This is a genomic window from Pseudomonas vranovensis (assembly GCF_040438935.1).
In the GTDB taxonomy this organism is placed as follows: Bacteria; Pseudomonadota; Gammaproteobacteria; order Pseudomonadales; family Pseudomonadaceae; genus Aquipseudomonas; species Aquipseudomonas vranovensis.
The window spans coordinates 1434317-1454266 of record NZ_CP159259.1 but is presented as its reverse complement, the minus strand read 5'-3'; the positions used below and the strand labels follow the sequence as shown (position 1 = coordinate 1454266).

22 protein-coding genes are annotated in these 19950 nt (G+C 63.5%); 13 read left to right on the top strand and 9 right to left on the bottom strand.

The window, feature by feature from the left end; all coding sequences use genetic code 11:
* Window positions 1-9 precede the first annotated feature (9 nt).
* On the bottom strand, window positions 10-651 hold the full coding sequence (locus ABVN19_RS06895; protein ID WP_028941901.1) for a metalloregulator ArsR/SmtB family transcription factor: 642 nt from the start codon (window positions 649-651) through the stop codon (window positions 10-12).
* Between the two features lie 64 nt (window positions 652-715).
* Here ABVN19_RS06895 and ABVN19_RS06890 point away from each other — a divergent pair, with 64 nt between their 5' ends.
* Window positions 716-1207: a DUF2938 domain-containing protein gene (locus ABVN19_RS06890; protein ID WP_028941900.1), complete on the top strand. Its 492-nt coding sequence runs from the start codon at window positions 716-718 to the stop codon at window positions 1205-1207.
* 1 nt (window position 1208) lies between these two features.
* On the opposite strand, the gene ABVN19_RS06885 is transcribed toward ABVN19_RS06890, so the two are convergent.
* Together ABVN19_RS06885 and ABVN19_RS06880 are read right to left on the bottom strand one after the other, a co-directional pair.
* Entirely contained in the window at window positions 1209-1457 is a 249-nt protein-coding gene (locus ABVN19_RS06885) for a hypothetical protein (protein WP_028941899.1), read from the bottom strand.
* Window positions 1458-1545: 88 nt separating this feature from the next.
* Window positions 1546-1833: a hypothetical protein gene (locus ABVN19_RS06880; RefSeq protein WP_028941898.1), complete on the bottom strand. Its 288-nt coding sequence runs from the start codon at window positions 1831-1833 to the stop codon at window positions 1546-1548.
* A gap of 155 nt (window positions 1834-1988) precedes the next feature.
* Here ABVN19_RS06880 and ABVN19_RS06875 point away from each other — a divergent pair, with 155 nt between their 5' ends.
* Window positions 1989-2420, top strand: coding sequence for a hypothetical protein (locus ABVN19_RS06875; protein WP_105642614.1), 432 nt, complete (start codon window positions 1989-1991; stop codon window positions 2418-2420).
* A gap of 144 nt (window positions 2421-2564) precedes the next feature.
* Here the strand turns inward: ABVN19_RS06875 and ABVN19_RS06870 are convergent, their stop codons facing one another.
* Window positions 2565-3509 (bottom strand): LysR family transcriptional regulator, encoded by a 945-nt coding sequence (locus ABVN19_RS06870; RefSeq protein WP_028941896.1) that lies wholly within the window; start codon window positions 3507-3509, stop codon window positions 2565-2567.
* Window positions 3510-3601: 92 nt separating this feature from the next.
* On the opposite strand from ABVN19_RS06870, the gene ABVN19_RS06865 reads away from it, so the two are divergent.
* The 4 genes from ABVN19_RS06865 to ABVN19_RS06850 are packed head-to-tail and all read left to right on the top strand — an operon-like array spanning window position 3602 to window position 7704.
* On the top strand, window positions 3602-4654 hold the full coding sequence (locus ABVN19_RS06865; RefSeq protein ID WP_028941895.1) for a Gfo/Idh/MocA family oxidoreductase: 1053 nt from the start codon (window positions 3602-3604) through the stop codon (window positions 4652-4654).
* 40 nt (window positions 4655-4694) lie between these two features.
* The gene (locus ABVN19_RS06860; protein WP_105642615.1) at window positions 4695-6089 is read left to right on the top strand and encodes an MFS transporter; all 1395 of its coding nucleotides are present in this window, start codon (window positions 4695-4697) and stop codon (window positions 6087-6089) included.
* Window positions 6086-6541, top strand: a complete 456-nt coding sequence (gene aroQ, locus ABVN19_RS06855) for a type II 3-dehydroquinate dehydratase (RefSeq protein ID WP_105642616.1) — start codon at window positions 6086-6088, stop codon at window positions 6539-6541. Before ABVN19_RS06860 ends, aroQ begins: the two co-directional genes overlap by 4 nt.
* Complete coding sequence (locus ABVN19_RS06850; RefSeq protein ID WP_028941892.1) at window positions 6538-7704, top strand: Gfo/Idh/MocA family oxidoreductase; 1167 nt, start codon at window positions 6538-6540, stop codon at window positions 7702-7704. Before aroQ ends, ABVN19_RS06850 begins: the two co-directional genes overlap by 4 nt.
* An 18-nt stretch (window positions 7705-7722) precedes the next feature.
* Here the strand turns inward: ABVN19_RS06850 and ABVN19_RS06845 are convergent, their stop codons facing one another.
* Window positions 7723-8271 (bottom strand): DUF4174 domain-containing protein, encoded by a 549-nt coding sequence (locus ABVN19_RS06845; RefSeq protein WP_028941891.1) that lies wholly within the window; start codon window positions 8269-8271, stop codon window positions 7723-7725.
* Window positions 8272-8490: 219 nt separating this feature from the next.
* Between ABVN19_RS06845 and ABVN19_RS06840 the strand changes: the two genes are divergently transcribed.
* Window positions 8491-8991 (top strand): anthrone oxygenase family protein, encoded by a 501-nt coding sequence (locus tag ABVN19_RS06840; protein ID WP_028941890.1) that lies wholly within the window; start codon window positions 8491-8493, stop codon window positions 8989-8991.
* Window positions 8992-9179: 188 nt separating this feature from the next.
* Here the strand turns inward: ABVN19_RS06840 and ABVN19_RS06835 are convergent, their stop codons facing one another.
* Window positions 9180-11540 (bottom strand): DNA polymerase II, encoded by a 2361-nt coding sequence (locus ABVN19_RS06835; RefSeq protein ID WP_105642617.1) that lies wholly within the window; start codon window positions 11538-11540, stop codon window positions 9180-9182.
* A 41-nt stretch (window positions 11541-11581) separates the two neighbouring features.
* On the bottom strand, window positions 11582-12793 hold the full coding sequence (locus tag ABVN19_RS06830) for an MFS transporter (RefSeq protein ID WP_028941888.1): 1212 nt from the start codon (window positions 12791-12793) through the stop codon (window positions 11582-11584).
* Between the two features lie 122 nt (window positions 12794-12915).
* On the opposite strand from ABVN19_RS06830, the gene ABVN19_RS06825 reads away from it, so the two are divergent.
* Window positions 12916-13830, top strand: a complete 915-nt coding sequence (locus ABVN19_RS06825; protein ID WP_028941887.1) for a LysR family transcriptional regulator — start codon at window positions 12916-12918, stop codon at window positions 13828-13830.
* Here the strand turns inward: ABVN19_RS06825 and ABVN19_RS06820 are convergent.
* Complete coding sequence (locus ABVN19_RS06820; protein ID WP_028941886.1) at window positions 13827-14747, bottom strand: LysR substrate-binding domain-containing protein; 921 nt, start codon at window positions 14745-14747, stop codon at window positions 13827-13829. The genes ABVN19_RS06825 and ABVN19_RS06820 overlap by 4 nt on opposite strands.
* Window positions 14748-14858: 111 nt before the next feature.
* Between ABVN19_RS06820 and ABVN19_RS06815 the strand changes: the two genes are divergently transcribed.
* The 5 genes from ABVN19_RS06815 (at window position 14859) to ABVN19_RS06795 (ending at window position 18376) form a co-directional block, all read left to right on the top strand.
* Window positions 14859-15476, top strand: a complete 618-nt coding sequence (locus tag ABVN19_RS06815) for a LysE family translocator (protein WP_028941885.1) — start codon at window positions 14859-14861, stop codon at window positions 15474-15476.
* Between the two features lie 203 nt (window positions 15477-15679).
* Window positions 15680-16333, top strand: coding sequence for a hypothetical protein (locus ABVN19_RS06810; RefSeq protein ID WP_051270448.1), 654 nt, complete (start codon window positions 15680-15682; stop codon window positions 16331-16333).
* 104 nt (window positions 16334-16437) lie between these two features.
* The gene (locus tag ABVN19_RS06805) at window positions 16438-17136 is read left to right on the top strand and encodes an AzlC family ABC transporter permease (RefSeq protein ID WP_028941883.1); all 699 of its coding nucleotides are present in this window, start codon (window positions 16438-16440) and stop codon (window positions 17134-17136) included.
* The gene (locus ABVN19_RS06800; protein WP_105642618.1) at window positions 17133-17456 is read left to right on the top strand and encodes an AzlD domain-containing protein; all 324 of its coding nucleotides are present in this window, start codon (window positions 17133-17135) and stop codon (window positions 17454-17456) included. Before ABVN19_RS06805 ends, ABVN19_RS06800 begins: the two co-directional genes overlap by 4 nt.
* Window positions 17453-18376, top strand: coding sequence for an AraC family transcriptional regulator (locus ABVN19_RS06795; protein WP_245219019.1), 924 nt, complete (start codon window positions 17453-17455; stop codon window positions 18374-18376). The genes ABVN19_RS06800 and ABVN19_RS06795 overlap by 4 nt, the downstream gene beginning before the upstream one ends.
* Here the strand turns inward: ABVN19_RS06795 and ahpF are convergent.
* On the bottom strand, window positions 18346-19908 hold the full coding sequence (gene ahpF, locus ABVN19_RS06790) for an alkyl hydroperoxide reductase subunit F (protein WP_028941881.1): 1563 nt from the start codon (window positions 19906-19908) through the stop codon (window positions 18346-18348). The two genes, ABVN19_RS06795 and ahpF, sit on opposite strands and share 31 nt — an antisense overlap.
* Window positions 19909-19950 lie beyond the last annotated feature (42 nt).

Genomic DNA, 19950 nt, shown 5'->3' with positions numbered 1-19950 from the left:
CTTGCGGCCCTACTGTAATGCGCCCGGCCAGTGTTCGACGCCATTGGCAAAATGGCGTGCGCGCAAGCCGCCGGCCTTGAGGGCGGCGACCGCATCGCGGGAAAACACGCACCAGGGACCACGGCAATAGGCGATTACCTCCTGGCTCGGTGGCAGCTCGCCCAGGCGCTGCTGCAACTCACGAAATGGAATGTTGATGGCGCCGGGCAAGTGGCCCTGGGCGAATTCGTCGGCGGGCCGCACATCAAGCAATGTCACGCTGTGCTCGCGCAAACGCTCGAGCAACTCTTCACGGCTGATGGCTTCCAATTGTTCGGGGGTGTGCTGGCTGTCGTCGAGCAGCTCGCGCATGGCGGCGCGGTTGAACTCGGCCAGTTGCCCAAGTGCGGCGAGCAGCCCGTGGATGGGGCCTTCGCCGAGGCGGTACAACACACGCTTGCCGTCGCGGCGGGTCTGCACGAAACCGGCCCGACGCAGGTGCTGCAGATGTTGCGAGGCATTGGCCACCGACAGTTCACACTGCTGCGCCAACTGCTCCACGGCACGCTCACCCTGAGCGATGGCGTCGAGCAGGTTAAGGCGATGGGCGTGGCCCAGGGTTCGGGCCAGTTCGGCGATATCGTGCTGAAATTGAGAGTTGAGGTCAGTCATTGACAGCACGGTAGCATTGACCAATCATTCAATCAATTCATTGAATGATAAACAGGAGAAACCCATGCTCGAAGGATTCATTCTCGCGGTGCTGATCGGCCTGACCGCAACGGCGCTGGCCGACCTGTGGACACTGTTCCAGCAGCGGGTACTCGATATCCAGGGACCGAACTGGGCACTGGTGGGCCGCTGGGTCGGGTATATGCCCCAGGGTCAGTTCTTCCATGCCAGCATCGCCAAGGCGCCGGCCTTGCCCTCGGAGCGTGTGCTGGGCTGGGCCACCCACTACCTGACCGGCATCGTTTTCGCCGCCGTTCTGCTGGCCCTCAACGGGCTGGACTGGGTACGTCAGCCTGTCTTGCTACCGGCGCTGGCGCTGGGTGTGGCGACGGTCCTGGCGCCGTTTCTAATCATGCAACCCGGAATGGGCCTGGGCATTGCCGCGTCGAAAACCCCCAACCCACCGGCGGCACGCGTGCGCAGCCTGGTGGCCCACATCGTGTTCGGCGTGGCCTTGTATCTGGCGGGGCTATTGTGGTCGGCCGTGCTGGCCTGAATCATCGACTGTGATGCAACCAGCACTTAATGCGGGGCCACAGGCCGGAGGGTGGTAGCTGCACCGGCAACAGCGCGGGCTCGACCGTGAGCCGTGGCTCCCAGCTATCCACCAGCGCCTTGAGTTCAGCATCATGGCTCATATGATGCTCGAACTCGGTGCGCGGCCCGGCTGCGAGGGTTCCCAGAACATACTCGGCAGCCAGTTGGTCAAGCTCGTCCTGGGGCTCGTTGTCATCAACATTGCTCATTCCCGGCACTCCGGCTGCGCAGCCAGGATTTGCCTGCGACCTACAGCATACAACCAAGGCCGATGGCTGGGTCGCGAGGGGATGAACGTTACAGGCCGAGTTCTTGAGGGGTGAGCATGTCGCATTCAAAGGCGATCCAGCCGCCTTCGAGCTCGGCATGACCGTTGACGATCGGGCCGTAGTAGCTCAGGCCGTTGTCCAAGGTGACGCAAATGTGCGTGGCCTTGTCGGGTGCTGCCAGGGCACCGACAAAATGCACCTTTTTCAGGGTTTCGGTCACCGCTTCAAGGCCGACCCGGATCGCGACGTTTTCCACCGCTTCGACGTCTTCGTGCAAGTCGTCGCTGACGGTCACGGTGGCTGTGTAGTTGTACATGCTTGAACTCCAACGACGGATAGATCGGCGTCTACTGACGCACGCGGGCGCCTAGGGTAAAGGACTGGCGCACAAAAATCCCGCGCACTTCGACATCCGGCGCCGGCAAAGGCTGGTATTGTGCGCGCCCGCCATGATCAATCAGGGAAACGACATTGACCGCTGAACAACACCTGACCTCGGACCTGTTCGAGGTCGACAAGCGCCTGGGCCTCAAGCCTGTGGTGGATTTCAACAGCTACCTGCAAAAAGCCTTCGGCGACGGCCCTTGCCGCTGCAGCCGCTGCCTGGCCACCGCCGGTGACGAGTCGGGTTACGAGCATGCGCACACCTTCGACCTGCAAGGCCAGACGGTCAATCGCCGCTTTGCCACGACCTCAGGCAGTGATGTGTTGCTGGTACTGAGGAAAGCCTGGTTGTCGTACACCAAGGCCGAGCTGTCGCCGCTGGGCAATCTGGACCTGGACACCCTGCGCGCCTTCGTCGAACCGCAACTGCACAAGCGCCTGGTGCCCCTGCTGCTGGCCAGCGGGTTGGTCCGTAGCATTGAGGGGCAACTGGTACTGCAGGTTCAGGCAGGCGACTGAATAGCGCCTGCCTGGCGACTGCCGCGCAGTCGATCGCAGCCTCGTGCCTCGGCAGCGGCTACAGAAACCAGTGTAGCCGCTGGCGACTGCCTGCAATCGACAGCACAGCGGTCGTGGCTCAAGTCAGTTCCCACACCCACGCGGTCACCCACCCACCGCCAACGCATAGGGCCCCTCGGCCAGTTGCTCGCGCAGAAATGCCACGCAACTGCGCACCTTGGCCGAGCTGCTCGAGCGCGCTGCTGTCACCGCCCAGACATCCGCCGGCTGGTAGTACGCCGGCAGCACCCGCACCAGCGATCCATCCTCAAGATTACTGACCACATCCCAGTAGGACGCCATGATGATGCCGTGGCCGTCCAATGCCCACTGGCGCACGATGTCACTGTGGTTGGCCGCCATGGGCCCGGTGACCTTGACCGTCTCGGCGCCGCCCGGACCGGTCAGTCGCCATACCCCGAAGCGGTCGTCGCGGCTGCGAAACAACAGGCAGTCCTGCTGCGCCAGTTCCGCCGGTACCCGCACCGGGCCGCGGCGCGCCAGGTAGTCGGGTGCCGCTGCCAGCACGCGCTTGTTTTCAGCAATACGATGAGCGATCAGGTGCTTTTCCTGCACCTCCCCCACGCGGATATCAATGTCGAAGTTCTCCCCGATCAAGTCCACCCGACGGTCCATCAGCTCCAGCCAGACATCCAGGTTCGGATGGCGCTTGCGCAGCAACGACAAGATCGGGGCGACATGCTCGCGCCCCAGGCGCAGGCTGGTGCTGATGCGCAAGGTACCGCGCGGCTCGCTATGCGCCCCGGACAGCGACTCGAGCATCGACTCGACGTTCTCGAGGATCTTCTGCGCCCAGATGAAGGCTGCCTCGCCATCGCTGGTGATGTTTACCCGTCGCGTGGTGCGGTTGAACAACTTCACCCCCAGCAGCGTCTCCAGGGTGGCGATACGCTTGCTGACGTGAGCCGGCGACAGCCCTATCTCGGTGGCTGCGGCAATGAAACTCGAACGCCGGGCCACTTCACAGAACAACTGCAGGTCGCGCAGCAGCGGATCATTATTCGCTAATAGCGCATTCTGATTCTTCATTCAGCCCGATTATCTCCCCAGCGTTTTTTATTAGCCTCTCACAAAACCGCCGCCGCGGTCAGCCTTGCCCACACAAGAACAATGAGAGCGCCATGACCACCCTACGCATTGCCGTCGCCGGCGCCGGCCTGATCGGCCGTCGTCACATCGAACTGATCCAGGCCAGCACCACCTGCCAACTCTGCGCGCTGGTCGATCCGGCACCGGCCGCCGCAGCACTGGCCCTGGCCGCCGGGGTGCCGTTGTACGCCTCGCTGGAACAGTTGTTCGCCGAACAGCGCCCGGACGGAGTCATCCTCGCTACGCCCAATCAACTGCATGTTCAAGGCGCCCTGGCCTGCGTCGAGCAAGGCGTGGCCGCGCTGATCGAAAAACCGGTGGCTCACAGCCTCGCAGAAGGCAAGCGCCTGCTGGCCATCGCCGAGCAACGCGGCGCACGACTGCTGGTGGGCCACCATCGCGCCCACAGCGCGATTCTCGACAAGGCCCGCGAGGTCATCGCCGAGGGCGTCCTCGGCAACCTCGTGGCGGTGATGGGCAGCGCCCTGTTCTACAAGCCCGATGATTACTTCGACGCCGCGCCCTGGCGCCGCGAAGCCGGGGGCGGACCGGTGCTGATCAACCTGATCCACGAGATCGGCAACCTGCGTTCGCTGTGCGGCGAGATCGTTGCCGTGCAGGCCCAGGCCTCCAGCGCCACCCGCAGCTTTGCCGTGGAAGACAGCATCGCCATCAGCCTGCGCTTCGCCAGTGGCGCCCTGGGCACCTTCATGCTCTCGGACACCGCCGCCTGCGCCCGAAGCTGGGAGCAGACCGCCCGGGAGAATCTCGATTACCCAAGCTATGCCGACGAAGATTGCTACGTGATAACCGGCACCCGTGGCTCGTTGTCGATCCCGACCATGCGCCTGAAGTACTACCAGCGCGATCAAGACCGCTCCTGGTGGAAGCCCTTCAGCACTGCTGTGGCGACACTGGAGCAGGCCGACCCGCTGCAACGCCAGCTGGGGCACTTCTGTCAGGTGATACGCGGCGAGGCCCAACCGTTGGTGACCGTGCTTGACGGCCTGCGCAACCTGCAGATCGTCGACGCCATTGCCCAGGCTGCCCGCAGCGGCCAGACCGTACTCACCGAATCGCTTTAACCCGCCGTACCTCCATAACAACAACAAACGGAGACACCCAATGGCCAAACATGCCGGGGGGCTGCACGCTACGCAGCAAACGAAAAAAGCCACGGCCAGTGGCTGGGTCGGTTCGGCCCTGGAGTACTACGATTTCTTTATCTACGCCCAGGCCGCGGCACTGATCTTCCCGCAGATCTTCTTCCCTTCCAGCGACCCCAGTGTGGCGATCATCGCCTCGCTTGCCACCTACGGCGTGGGTTACCTGGCGCGCCCGGTAGGCGCCTTCTTCCTCGGTCACTGGGGCGATACCCGCGGGCGCAAGAATGTGCTGTTGCTGTGCATGTTCCTCATGGGCCTGGCCACCGTCGCGGTCGGCCTGCTGCCCACCTACAACCAGATCGGCTACTGGGCGCCCGCGCTGCTGGTGCTGCTGCGCCTGATCCAGGGTTTCGCCGTGGCCGGGGAAATCGCCGGGGCGAGTTCGATGATCCTTGAACATGCCCCGCCCGGGCGACGTGGCTTCTTTGCCAGCTTTACCCTGCAAGGGGTGCAGGCCGGGCAAGTATTGGCCGCGGCGATCTTCCTGCCACTGGCCTACTTCATGCCCGAGGAAGCATTCAACAGCTGGGGCTGGCGGATTCCGTTCCTGCTCAGCGCCGCCGTGCTGATCGCCGCCTTCATCATCCGCCGCGAGGTGGAGGAACCCCAGGCGTTCACCCGCAAGGTCAACCCGCAGGTTCGCCAACGCTCGCCGATTCGCGATGCGTTCAAGTACAGCTGGCGCGGCATGCTGGTGGTGCTGGGGGTATCGCTGATGAACGTGATCCCGGTGGTGACCACCGTGTTTGGCGCCGCCTATGCGGTGCAGCCGGCCTACGGCGTGGGTTTCGACAAGAGCGTGTACCTGTGGATTCCGGTGGTGGGCAATATCGTCGCGGTGCTGGTAATTCCCTTTGTCGGCAACCTTTCGGACCGGGTCGGACGCCGGCCGCTGATCATCGGCAGTGCGCTGGGCTGCGGCCTGATGTCGTTCCTGTACCTGTATGCGATCAGCCTGCACAACCTGCCGCTGGCCTTCGCCGCCTCGCTGCTGATGTGGGGAATGATCTACCAGGGCTACAACGCGATTTTCCCCAGCTTTTTTCCCGAGCAGTTCCAGACCCACTATCGGGTGTCGGCCATGGCCATTGCCCAGAACGTCGGCTACATGTTCACCGCCCTGCTCCCGGCCCTGTTTACCGCCGTGGCACCGCCTGGCTCGGACAACGTGCCGCTGCTGATCGGCAGCATCACCTGCGTAGTGACCGCGATCTCGGCTATCGCTGCCTGGAGTGCGCCGGAAACCTACCGCACCCCCCTGGATCAACTCGGCCGCGGTGATGCCGTCGCCCTGGACAAACCCACCTATGACGCCCTGCGCGCCACCTCACTGACGGGAAATCTGCACCCATGACCACCCTGCTCGTGCTCAACGGCCCCAACCTGAACATGCTTGGCCTGCGTCAGCCCGACGTCTATGGCCGGGAAACCCTGGCCGATGTCCAGGCCCTGTGCGAACAGGCCGCCAGCCGCCAGGACCTGGCCCTGGAGTTTCACCAGACCAACCACGAAGGCCAGATGATCGACTGGATTCACCAGGCGCGTGGCCGGGTGGCCGGTATCGTTATCAACCCTGGCGCCTGGACTCACACCTCGCTGGCCATTCACGACGCACTGATCGCTGCCGAAGTACCGGTGATCGAGGTGCATATTTCCAACGTTCACCGCCGCGAAGCCTTCCGCCACCACTCCTATGTGTCGCTGGTGGCCAAGGCGGTGCTGGCCGGCTTCGGTACCCACGGCTATGTGTTGGCCATCGACCATTTCGCCCGTGAACTGCGCGCACAACAAGGAGGTGATGCATGAAAACACTCGCCAACCCCAGCCAACGGCTGCGCCTGGGTTTCGTTGGTGGCGGCCTGGAGTCGTCGATCGGCGCCACCCACCGCTACGCCGCTCACCTTGACGGGCACTTCGAGCTGGTCGCCGGGGTGTTTGCCCGCGACCCGCAGCGCAACCTGGCTGCCGCGCAGGCCTACGGCGTGGACCCAGAACGTATCTACAGCGACTTTGCGCAGATGGCCCGGGTCGAAGCCGGGCGCGCCGACGGTATCCAGGCGGTAGCGATCATGGCGCCCAATGCCGTGCATGTGCCAGCGAGCCTGGCCTTTCTCGAACACGGCATCGATGTGATCTGTGACAAGCCCCTGGCCACCAGCCTGGACGAGGCCAGAACACTGGTCGAGCGGGTGCGTCAGGGCCCGGCGCTGCAATTGCTCACGCACAACTACAGTGGCTATCCGATGATCCGCGAAGCCCGGGAGCTGATCGCCCGGGGTGCGATTGGCGAGGTGCGCCTGGTGCAGGTCGAGCACGCCAGCGCCTTCGGCACCCACCCGCTGGAGCAGCAAGGGGTCAAGAGCCTGGCCTGGCGCACCGACCCAAGTCAGGCTGGCACCTCGTCGGTACTCGCCGATGTTGGCGTACACGCCCACCAGTTGCTGCGCTTTGTCACCGGCCAGGAAATCAGCGAAGTTTCTGCCGAACTCAGCACCCTGGTGCCGGGACGCCGCTCCGACGACAACGCTCATGTAAAGCTGCGCCTGAACGGTGGCGCCCGCGGGATGCTCTGGGCAAGCTTTGTCGCCGCTGGTCATCGACATGGTTTGCAGATCCGGGTCTTCGGCTCGACCGGCTCGCTGTACTGGCACCAGGAAGAGCCGGAACGCCTGGAGCTGCGTCATCAGGACCAGCCCCATCAGGTACTGCGCCGTGGCGAAGCCTGGCTAAGCGATGCAGCGAAGCAGGCTACGCGGATCAAGGCTGGTCAACCGGAAGGCTTGCTCGAAGCTTTCGCCAACATCTACAGCGACGCCGCCGAGCTGATCCGGGCGCGACGCGAGCAACGCCCAAGCTCCCCACTGGTGCGTCTGTGTCCGAACGCCGAAGACGGCTTGCGCGGCATGGCTTTCATTGAGGCGTGTGTGCGCTCCGACCAGGACCAGGGCTGCTGGACCACGGTGTCCTGAGCCCCTTCGCTGCAGGGCTCAGTCTTCCAGCGGTTTTGGAGGCGCGGCCGGCTTCGCGGGTTTGGCAGGCTTGGCCGGCTTGCCATCTTTGCCCGGCTTTGCCTCTGCCACGGGAGCTGCCACGGTCGGTGGGGTAACCGCCTTCTCGGCAGCGGGCAATTCGTCCACTGCCTTGAAGATCGATTCAGGTTCGACCGAGCCATCGTGCTCGATCACATGCTTCTCGCCATCCTTGCCGACCAGAATCACCTGGGTGCCGGCACGCGCCCCCAGCTTCAGCTCACGGATCAGGGCCATGGTGGTCTGTTGTTCAAGGTTCTTGTCATCGCGCTTGCCGACCATGCCGGCAACGCTGTAGAGCACCAGGCTACGTTCATCGAAGGCCTTCTTGGTGGCCGGGTCCTTGAGCGCTTCGTTCAGGCCGCGCAGGGTCGGGTCGGCGGTGCTGGGGGCGATCACAATCAAGGGGCGGGACTTGTACAGGTCCTGGGTCAGGGGGGCGTCGTCAGCGAGGACGGGGCCGGCAATGGCCAGCAAGGTGGCGAGGGTCAGTGACCGGACGAGCATGCGCATCTCCTTCAAATTCCATGCATCAAAGACTACAGATCGCGTCGAAAGATCCGAGGTGCGAGCCTAAACTACAGGACGAATTCCGTGGGCTGGCCAAAGGTAACTTCCGATTTCCAAGTAGAACCTTCGCCTCGTCCAGAGACGGCTGACATCTGAATCTGAGGATAGCTGAAGCTGTCAGCCATGCCTGTCACCCCGCTGCCGAAGGACTGGACCATGAGCCTTGTCGAAATCCTGCTGTTGCTGCTGATACTTGCCACCGCCCTGGGCTGTGGCTTGATGGGCGGGCTGTTCTTCGCCTTCTCCAACTTCGTGATGAAAGCCCTGGAGCGCATCCCCGAACAAAGTGCGGTGACGGCCATGCAGTCGATCAACCAAGTGGTGCTCAACCGGTTGTTCCTGGCCTTGTTCTTCGGCACGGCGCTGACCAGCGTGGGGTTGTTGATCTGGGCCTACCAGCGCTGGCCGCTGCCGGGCAGCCTGTGCATGGCCATTGGTAGCGCGTTGTACCTGGCGGGCAATGTCGTGGTGACGATGCTGTTCAACGTGCCGAAAAACCAGGCCCTGGCCAAGCTTGATCCGGGCAGTGCCGAGGCCGCTGCGGCCTGGCAGCGCTATGTGCCGGGGTGGAACCGCTGGAACCATGTGCGCACGGTGACCGCGCTGGCGGCGGCTGCCTGGTTGATGTTGGCCCTGGGGTTGATCCGGGGCGTGTAGGAGCGGGCTTGCCAGCGAGGAGGCCAGTGCAGCGTGCCTGGCAGGTGGTGCCTGGATTACGACCGCTTTGCGGTCGATCGCAGCCTCGTGCCTCGGCAGCGGCTACACATGATGGTGTAGCCGCTGCCGATAGCCTGCGATCGAGCGCGCAGCGGTCATGGTTCAAGGCAGTTGCTCCCACAGGCAAGCTAGAACAAACCCATCTGCCGATCGATCAAGGCCGAAAAATCATCCTGCACAAACGGCAGGATGGCATCGGCCACCGGTTGCAGTTGGCGGGTCAGGTAATGGTCATAGTCGATGGCCGCGTGCCGGGTCTCCAATGGCTCGGGCCCGGCCACGGTAATCACATAGCTGATCCACCCACCATTCTGGTACTGGCGCGGGCGCCCCTGGCGCTGGTTGTAGTCATCAGCCATTCGCGCCGCCCGCACATGGGGCGGTACATTGCGCTGGTAATCAGCCAGGGGTCTGCGCAAGCGCTTGCGGTAGATCAGCAGCTCATCGTGCTCACCGGCCAGGGTCTTGCGCACGTATTCGCGCACGTACGCCTGGTAGGGCTGGCGGCGGAATATCCGTTCGTACAGTTCCTGCTGGAACTGCCGGGCCAGCGGCGACCAGTCGGTACGCACGCTTTCCAGGCCCTTGTAGATCATTTCTTCATGCCCATCACTGCGCTGCACCAGCCCGGCATAGCGCTTCTTGCTGCCCTCCTCGGCACCGCGGATGGTCGGCATCAGGAAGCGCTTGTAGTGGGTCTCGTATTGCAACTCCAGGGCGCTGTCCAGGCCGTAGGTACCACGCAGGTGTTCACGCCACCACTGGTTGACCTGCTGTACCAGGCGCCGGCCGATGACATCGGCATCGGCCTCGTCATGGGCACGCTTGAGCCAGACGAAGGTGGAGTCGGTGTCGCCATAGATCACGGTATAACCCTGAGCTTCGATCAACTCGCGGGTGCGGCGCATGATTTCGTGGCCACGCATAGTGATCGACGAGGCCAGGCGCGGGTCGAAAAAGCGGCAGCCACTGGAGCCCAGTACGCCATAAAACGCATTCATGATGATCTTCAAGGCCTGGGACAACGGCGCGTTGTGGTCGCGCTTGGCCGTTTCGCGCCCCTGCCATACGCGCTCGACAATCGCAGGCAGGCAATGCTGGGTACGCGAGAAGCGTGCGCCGCGAAACCCCGGCACCGAGCTTTCGTCATCCGGCGCACGCAAGCCTTCGACCAACCCCAGCGGGTCGATCAGGAAGGTGCGGATGATGGACGGGTACAGGCTCTTGTAGTCGAGCACCAGCACCGACTCGTACAAGCCCGGCCGCGAATCCATGACAAAGCCACCGGGGCTGGCTTCGTCCGGTCGCTCGCCCTGGTTGGGTGCAACAAAACCCTGGCGGTGCATCAGGGGGATATACAAATGGCAGAACGCAGCCACCGAACCACCACTGCGATCAGCCGGTAGCCCGGTGACCGTGGCACGCTCCAGCAAAAAGGTCAGCAGTTCGGTCTTGGCAAAAATGCGTGTAACCAGCTCACAGTCCTTGAGGTTGTAGCGGGCCAGGGCCGGCTTGTCCTCGGCAAACATGCGGTTGATCTCATCCATGCGCTGGTACGGGGTATCGATGGCCTTGCCTTCGCCGAGCAGAGTCTGGGCAACGTTCTCCAGGCTGAACGAGGGAAAGCTCCAGGTCGCCGAGCGCAGCGCCTCGATGCCGTCGATGATCAGGCGTCCCGAGGCACCGGCAAAAAAGTGCGTACGGCTGCCATGCTCGCGCCACTCCATCACCTCGCCCTCGCGTCCCAGGCGCAGCGGCACCTGCAACTGCTGGGCGTGAGCGTGCAGCACGCGCAGGTCGAACTGCACCAGGTTCCAACCGATGATCGCATCCGGGTCGTGTACGGCCAGCCAGTGGTTCAGACGCTCAAGCAATTGGCCGCGGCTGTCGCAATACTCCAGGTCGAAATCGATGCCCCGGGCGTCGCCATTGGCAGGCCCGAGCATGTACACCTGGCGCTGGCCGCAGCCTTCGAGGGCAATGGAATAGAGTTCGCCGCGTTCGGTGGTTTCGATGTCCAGGGACACCAGTTTCAGTGTCGGGCGGTAGTCGGGGGCGGGCTTGAGCTGGGCATCGTGCAGCACGCCGTGCTCATCTGGCGTGCCGCTGAAGTTGACCGGCGCGGTGATAAAGCGCTCCATCAGGTAGCGCTCCGGCGGACGGATATCGGCTTCGTAGACCTGCACTCCAGCGGCGCGCAGGCGCTTTTCCAGCTGGATCAACTGACGGTGCTGGCGGCAGTAGAGGCCCAGCACCGGGCGCTGTTCAAAGTCGCGAAGGCCAAGCGGGCGCAGGCTCACATCGCGCTCACCGCGCAGCACGGCCTGTGCTTGCGCCTCATGTGCTGCAGGAACAAACGCCACCGACGTCTGCACCGACAAGCGCACACGCCGAGGGCCCTGATCGGTGGCCAGCCAGAACTCCACGCAGGTACCTGCCGGGGTATCGCGCCAATGCCGGGTCAGGACAAAGCCCTGCTGTAACTCCACCGCTGCAACCTCAATACCGCTGGATAGGGAGTGATTCTACCCTAGCCCGCCACCCGGGCGCCCGGTGTAAAGCCATGGCGACGGGATTGCCCGGCAATCAGCAACGCAGCGCCAATCAAGGCGAGCAACACCCAGGCGAAACTGCCGACGCCCCACTGGGTCAGCAGTACACCACCCAGCAAGCCGCCGGCGGCTATGGCCAGGTTCCACACGGTGACAATCATCGACTGCGCCACATCAGCGCCCTCCCCGGCGGCGTCGGCGCTGGCCGTCTGCAAGAGAGTCGGCGCACCGCCGTAGGTCAGGCCCCAAACCGCCACGCTGAAAAACACCAGCGTCGGCGACTGGCCGGCAAAGCCAAGCACCAGCGCCACGGCACCAAAGCCTGCGAGGCTGAGCACGACCATGGTGCGCAAGTGCCGGTCGATCCAGGCGCCTACGAGGGCAATGCCGGCCAGGGCGGCGATACCGAACGTCAACAACACCAGCCCGGTGCTGGCGGCCATGTTCGCCGCCGCCAGAAACGGCACGATGTAGGTGTACAGCACGTTGTGGGCCAGCACCCAGGTGAGGATTACCAACAGCACGGCCACCACCCCCGGCGTGCGCAGCACCTGGGCGATTCCCGGGCGCTGGCCCGGCGCGTGCCCGTCGAAGTCCGGCACCTTGTACAGCACCCAGACGATCAGCAACACGCTCGACAGCGAGACCCAGGCAAAGGTCGCCCGCCAACCCACCCACTCGCCCAGCCAGGTACCGACCGGCACGCCCAGCGACAACGCCACCGGTGCCCCGATCATCGCCACGGCCATGGCCCTGCCTTGCAGGACCGGGCTGACCATGCGCCGTGCATGCCCTGCAATCACGCCCCAGGCAAGGCCTGCCGCGACCCCGGTCATGAAGCGTGCGAACAGGGTCAGCAGGTAAGACTGCGACACGGCGGTCAGGGTGTTGAACAGCAGGAAACCGACAATCGCCAGTAGCAACACCGGGCGCCGGCGCCAGCCCTGGGTCAGGGTCACCAGTGGAATGGCCGTGAGCAAGGAGCCCAGCGCGTACACCGTGACCAATTGCCCGCTCATGGCTTCGCTGATGTGCATGCCCGCCGAAATCTGCCCGAGCAACCCGGCGGGCAGGGTCTCGCTGAGAATGGCAATGAAGCCGGTCATTGCCAGCGCCAGCAAACCGCTGAGCGGAAAAGGCTGTTCGCTGGCCTCCTCGGGGGTGGTCTGGGCAGCAGCGCTGCAACTCATCTGAGTCATGGTGGAACTCCTGTTTGAAAGACAGGCGAACCTTACTGGCTGCGGCCACTACGGAAAAAGACGGGTACTATTCCGTACATCCAGGACACTGATGTCCGCAATAGGAGTTGCCCGTGGACAGTCTCAACGGTTTCGTGGTGTTCGTACGGGTAGCCGAAACCCGCAGTTTTGTCGCTGCGGCGCAATCGCTTGGTGTCAGTGCCTCGGCCATTGGCAAGCGAGTCGCGCGCCTGGAAGCCCGCCTGGGTGTGCGGCTGTTTCACCGCAGCACCCGCAGCATCACCCTCACCGCCGAAGGCACGGTGTTTCTGGAGCGCAGCCGGCGCATCCTGGCCGAGATCGAGGCCACCGAACTTGAACTGTCGCAATCGACGGAAACCCCGCGCGGGCGCCTGCGCGTCAGCCTGCCCCAGGTCACTGCGCTGGTAATGCCGGCCTTGAGCGAGTTCATGGCGCTGTACCCGCAGGTCGAATTGGACCTCGATTTCAGCGACCGCATGGTCGACATCATCGGTGAAGGGTTCGATGTGGTAATGCGCGGCGGTACGCCGTCGGACTCACGCCTGAACGCGAAATTCCTCGGCCACTTCCACCACTTGCTGGTGGGCTCCCCTGGCTACTTCCAACGCTGCGGCATGCCGCGTCACCCTGACGATCTGGCCGGTCACACCTGCCTGCATTACCGCTTCCCCAGCAGCGGCAAGCTTGAGCGCTGGCCACTGCGCAGCGAGCAGCCGGGACGCGAGTACGAAATTCCGGTGTCGATGGTCTGCAACCATGTCGAGACGCGCGTGTGCTTTGCCATGCGTGATCGCGGCATCACCTGCCTGCCGGATTTCACCGTACGCCAGCAACTGGCCAAGGGAGAACTGACTACGGTGCTGGACGACTTCATGGAGCGGCGCGGCAGTTTCTACTTGCTGTGGCCGTCGGGGCGGCAGATGCCGTCGCGCTTGCGAGTGTTCATCGACTTCATGAGTGAGCGGCTATTTACCGAACCGGCCTGTGGGAGCGGGCCCGACTATTAGTCATATAAATAATCAATGCCCTGCTGCGGCAGCTGCGGTGCGCTTTTCAGCAGGAACTCACCCAGCGCCCGCACCTGCCGGGCCTGGGGACTGGACCTGAGCCATGTCAGGTAATAACCCTCGCCGGTCGCCACAGCCTGTGGGAACGGCGTCACCAGCCGACCGCCCTCGAGCTCGACCTGGGCCAGTAGCAGGTCGGCGACGGCAACACCTGCGCCTTGCTGGGCAGCGGACATGCCCTGATCAAGGGTGTCGAACACTTGCCCACGGTCGATCGCCAGCTGCAGCGCCCCCAAGCGGGTGAGCCAGCGCCGCCAGTCGCGGCGGTCTGGCGAGGGATGAAGCAATTGGCTGGGGTCCAGTTCAGACAGCGCGCGGGCACTGGCGGCGCAGTGATCCGGGCTGCACACCGGTACCAGCCACTCATCGAACAGTCTGAGGCTGTCGACCTCGGCGGCAAAACGCCCATCGGCCAGCAGGATCGCGGCCTCAAAGGGTTCGCTGTAGAAGTCGACACGGTCGATATCCATCCAGACGCTCGATAACTGCACCCGACTGTGCGGCGCCTGCTCGCGATACTGGTCGAGGGCCTTGAGCAGCCAACGCACCGTGAGGGTCGAGGGTGCCTTCAGACGAATACCGCTGCGGTCTTTCCTCAACAGCCCGCAAGCGTTTTCAATGATCTTGAACCCGACCTTGAGCTCCTGGGCGAGCAGCCGCCCGGGCTCGGTCAGCGTCAGCCGGGGCCCGCGCCGCTGGAAGAGAGCGCAGTCGTACAGACTTTCGAGGGTCTTGATGTGGTGGCTGACAGCACCTTGGGTCAGTGCCAGTTCCTGGGCGGCGCGGGTGAAGGAGCCATAGCGGGCAGCCACCTCGAAGGCCCGCAATGCCTGGAGGGCGGGGATGCGTTCAGACATGGTCGAATTCAAGCATGAGTAAAACTAATAGAAAGCCATAGTAACAGGCGTTTTACAAGGGTCAGGGTGCTGCCGAAAATACCGCCAACCCTTTACCGCCCGAGCCTGCCGATGAACATCACTTTGCTGCTGTCCTATGCCCTGACCGTCCTGCTGTTGATTGCCACCCCCGGCCCGGTGGTGGCGCTGGTTGTCGACACAGCCGCCCGCGCCGGTCGGCGCCAGGCCGTGGCCACGGCGCTGGGCACCAACGGTGCATCCCTGGTGCTGATCGCCGTGGCGGCCGCGGTAATACTCACCAGCGTGGTAGTCGACCCGCGGTGGCTTGCGGCCTTGAGCCTGGTGGGCTGCCTGTTCATCGCCTACCTGGCGATGGGCAGCCTGCGCCAGGGTCGCCAGGACGACGCTGCCCGACCCGCTACTCGTGGTGCCCGGGGTGGCTGGTGGCAAGGGTTTGCCGTCGGCCTGTCAAACCCCAAGGACATCCTGTTCTTTGTGGCCTTTTTCCCACAGTTCATTCAGGTGAGTACCCATGCAGGTCACAGCCTGTTACTACTTTCCCTTGTGTGGGTGGTGATCGATGTGGCGATACTGGGCCTTTATATTTTCATGACACAGCGACTGATTGCCTCCCGCCATCACCACCTGATCCGCCTGACCAGCGGTGGGTTGCTGCTGGTGATCGCCGTGGCGGGGCTGTTCTACAATCTTGATGCGCTCCGCTCCTGATCCGGTGCGGGTTTGGACTGCGGTCCTGGTACGGTTAGAATGAACACCGAACACCCAGGCCCCTTCGAACCACACTATGGACAGTCGGATTGAACCCTGAACTTCACAGCCGTACCCAATTATTCATGCACAGCCGCCAGCACCTGCTTCAAAAAGGCCTCACCGTGATACGCGCGCAGGTTCTGCGCGGCCTGATCCTGGTGATGGCTCCTGCCTGCGCCCTGGCTGACGATTCGCCCATCGACCCGCATGCCGACCTCTTGTACCGCCAGGCCCTGACCTTTCTGGAGCAGGCTGAAGCCCAGAGCAGCGGCTTCAGTCTCAAGGCCAGCACCACCGACCAGGACCTGGCCCAGCAAGGCCAGGCGCTGGGGCGCACCCTTGCGCCGGCGGTGAGCCTGCTGAAAAAAGCTGTCGAGCGCGACCATCCCGTGGCCCGCTACCGGTTGGCGCTCTACTACATGACCTACCTCCCCGCCAGCCAGATTCCCGAGGCGGCCTGTCCGCTGCTGCAAGACAGCCTTGCCCAGGGCTTTGCGCCAGCCGCACTGGGGATCGAGACCTGGTGTACCGACTACAGCCAGAGCAGCGCCTTTGCCAGGGACCTTGAAAAAATCCCCGCCCTGGCCCCCCGCTACGCTTCCTACTACCCGCAGCCGGCCGAACGCCTGCAGTGCAACCGCCAGCAGCCTCAGGGGCTGGCCATGCAGTGGGGGCGCCAGCGTGACTATCAGGCTGAAATCTATCGCTTGCAGGGCAACCTCTACCCGGGGCAACGCCAGGTCTACTGGCAGAAGGCGGTGGACCTCAACGGTTGCTTTGCCGCCCAACAGCAGTTGCTCAGCCGCCACCACTGACACCCCGCCGCATGCGCGGGTGACCGCGCACAGCAAGATCGTTCAAGTCACCCGCCTGCCGCTCTGGCATGCTGTACATCCTTGTTCAGCTGCCGCAGATTTCCATGTCCAATCCTCCCTTCGCCCGCCAAGCGTTTATCCAGGGCGCCATTGCCATCCTGCCGTTATCCCTCGCCGTTGCTCCCTGGGGCTTGTTGGCCGGCTCGATGGCCATCGAAGCCAACCTGACCCCGTGGGAAGGCCAGGGGCTGTCGGCCATTGTCTTTGCCGGCGCGGCCCAGCTGGTGGCCATCGGCATGATCAAGGGCGGGGCCAACCTGTTCTCGATCCTCTTGACCACCCTGCTGCTGACGTCCCAGCACCTGCTCTACGGGCTGTCGATGCGTCCAGTGTTGTCGGGGCTGCCCACGCGCTGGCGCCTGGGCCTGGGTTTTTTGCTCACCGATGAGTTCTTCGCCCTCACCAGTCAGTACGACCAGAAGCAGTTCAACCGCTGGTATGCCCTGGGGGTGGGCCTGACGTTCTACATTGCCTGGAACCTGTTCACCCTGGTCGGGATCATCCTGGGGCAGAATATTCCGCACCTGGACCAGTTGGGCCTGGACTTCTCCATCGTCGCCACCTTCGTTGCCCTGATTGCGCCCCTGGTGCGCAACCTGCCCACTGTAGTGTGTGTCGCGGTGTCGTTGTTCAGCTCGGTGCTGTTCAGCTTCTGGCACTGGGAAACCGGCCTGGTGGCCGCAGGCCTGCTGGGCATGAGCGCCGGCTTCATCTGCCAGAAATTCAGTGGAGTGCGCGCATGATTTTTGCCTTGATTATCGGCATGGGCCTGTTGGTGTTTCTCAACCGCTATGCCTTTCTCGAACCACGCCTGCCTTTGCGCCTGAGTTCCAACGCGCGGCAGTTTCTGGGCTTTGCCGTACCGGGCATGCTCACGGCGATTTGCGGACCGATCATTTTCCTGCCCGGCCATCAGCTCGACCTGAGCCTGGCCAACCCCTACCTGCTCGGTTCGGGGGTGGCTGTAGTGCTGGTACTGTTGACCCGCAGCACCTTGATCAGCATGCTGGTGAGCATGGCTTTCTTCTTTGTCATTCGCTGGTGGTTGAACGGCACTCCATGAACGCAGCAGCACAAGAGCAGACCCGCTTCTGGCAAGCCCCGGCGCTGGGTGATATCGAGCTGTTGCACGCCCGGTACATCCAGCAGCGCTTTGCGCCCCATGTGCATGAAGGGTATGTAATTACCATTATCGAGTCCGGTGCCCAGCGCTTCTGGCACCGTGGCAGCGAGCACCTGGCCCCCGTGGGCAGCATGGTGCTGATCAACCCGGACGAGTTGCACACCGGGGCCAAGGCCCATGAACAAGGCTGGCGCTATCGCGGCTTTTATCCCGACAGCGAGCGCATTACCGGCGTGCTCGACGAATTGGAAATCAAGCGCGACGGCCTGCCCGGCTTCCAGGCCAGCGTGCTGCACGACCCGCAACTGGCCAAGGCATTCAGTTGGCTGCACAGCTCTGCCGAGCATGGCGCCAGCGCCCTCGAACAACAAACCGCCTGGCGCGAGGCGGTGTTGTTGCTGCTGCAGCGTCACGCCCACGTGGTCAGCCCGCGAACACCGGGCAATGAGCCGTGCGCCGTGGCCCGGGCCAAAGAGTTGATGGACAGCCGCCTGGCCTACCCGCCTTCGCTGCAGGAACTGGCCGAAGCAGTCAGCCTGTCGCCGTTTCATTTTGCCCGGGTGTTTCGCCAGGCCACCGGCTTGCCGCCGCATGCCTGGCTCAAGCAACGTCGCTTGAGCCGTGCGCGAGAACTGTTGAAGAACGATTGCCTGCCCTTCAATGTGGCGTTTGCGTTAGGGTTTTCGGACCAGAGCCACCTCAACCGGCAGTTCAAGCAGGCCTATGGGGTGACACCTGGGGAGTATCGCCAGGCAAAAGCACCGCGGGGCAAACACGCCCCCGAAGGAGCGGCGCTGCGACGTCTCGACTTGCCCCGCGTTCTGGATCCTCAAGCCGGAGCCGACGTCCGGATCAAGTGATCAAAGGCGGCCAGCGAAGCCTTGGCGCCCTCACCCACGGCAATCACGATCTGCTTGTACGGCACCGTGGTCACATCACCTGCGGCAAACACACCCGGCAGGTTGGTCTGGCCACGGGCATCAACAATGATCTCGCCACGCGGAGACAGCTCCAGCGTGCCCTTGAGCCAGTCAGTGTTGGGCAGCAAGCCGATCTGTACAAAGATGCCTTCCAGCGCGATGTCATGCAGCTCATCGCTATTGCGGTCTTTGTAGCGCAGGCCGTTGACCTTCTCGCCGTCGCCCAGCACTTCGGTGGTCAAGGCGCTGGTAATGACCTTGACGTTCGGCAGGCTGTGCAGCTTGCGTTGCAACACGGCGTCGGCGCGCAACTGGCTGTCGAACTCGATCAGGGTCACGTGGGCGACGATACCGGCCAGGTCGATGGCCGCTTCCACACCGGAGTTTCCGCCACCGATCACCGCCACGCGCTTGCCTTTGAACAGGGGGCCGTCGCAGTGCGGGCAGTAGGCAACGCCACGGCTGCGGTACTCTTTTTCACCCGGCACGTTCATTTCGCGCCAGCGGGCACCAGTGGCCAGGATGACGGCCTTGGCCTTGAGCGAGGCGCCACTGGCCAGGCGTACTTCATGCAGGCCGCCGTCCGTGGCCGGGATCAGCGCTTCACCGCGCTGCAGGTTCATGATGTCGACGTCGTACTGCTTGACGTGCTCTTCCAGCGCCATGGCCAGTTTCGGGCCTTCGGTTTCCTGCACCGAGATGAAGTTCTCGATGGCCATGGTGTCGAGCACCTGGCCGCCGAAGCGCTCCGCGGCAACACCGGTGCGAATGCCTTTGCGCGCGGCATAAATGGCCGCTGCGGCGCCGGCCGGGCCACCGCCGACCACCAGCACGTCAAAGGCGTCCTTGGCGTTGATCTTCTCGGCCTGGCGTTCACCTGCGCTGGTGTCCAGCTTGGCGAGTATCTCTTCCAGGCCCATGCGGCCCTGGCCGAAAACTTCACCGTTGAGGTAGACACTCGGCACGGCCATGACCTTGCGCGAGTCGACTTCGGCCTGGAACAACGCACCGTCGATGGCAACGTGACGCACGTTGGGGTTGAGCACTGCCATCAGGTTCAGCGCCTGGACCACGTCCGGGCAGTTCTGGCACGACAGCGAGAAGTAGGTTTCAAAGTTGAATTTACCCTTGAGGGCGCTGATCTGCTCGATGACTTCCGCGCCGGCCTTGGACGGATGACCGCCGACTTGCAGCAGGGCGAGCACCAGCGAGGTGAATTCGTGGCCCATGGGGATGCCGGCAAAGCGCAGGCTGATGTCTGCCCCGGGCCGATTGAGCGAAAACGAAGGACGACGGGCGTCGCTGCCGTCTTCGCGCAGGGTAATCAGGTTCGACAGGCCGGCGATTTCTACCAGCAAGTCGCGCAATTCGCGGGATTTCGCGCCGTCATCGAGGGAAGCAACGATCTCGATCGGCTGAGTGACCCGCTCCAGGTAGGCTTTCAACTGAGTTTTAAGCGTGGCGTCCAACATACGGGCGATTCCTTTTTCAAACGGTAGAAAGTAAAACGCCCG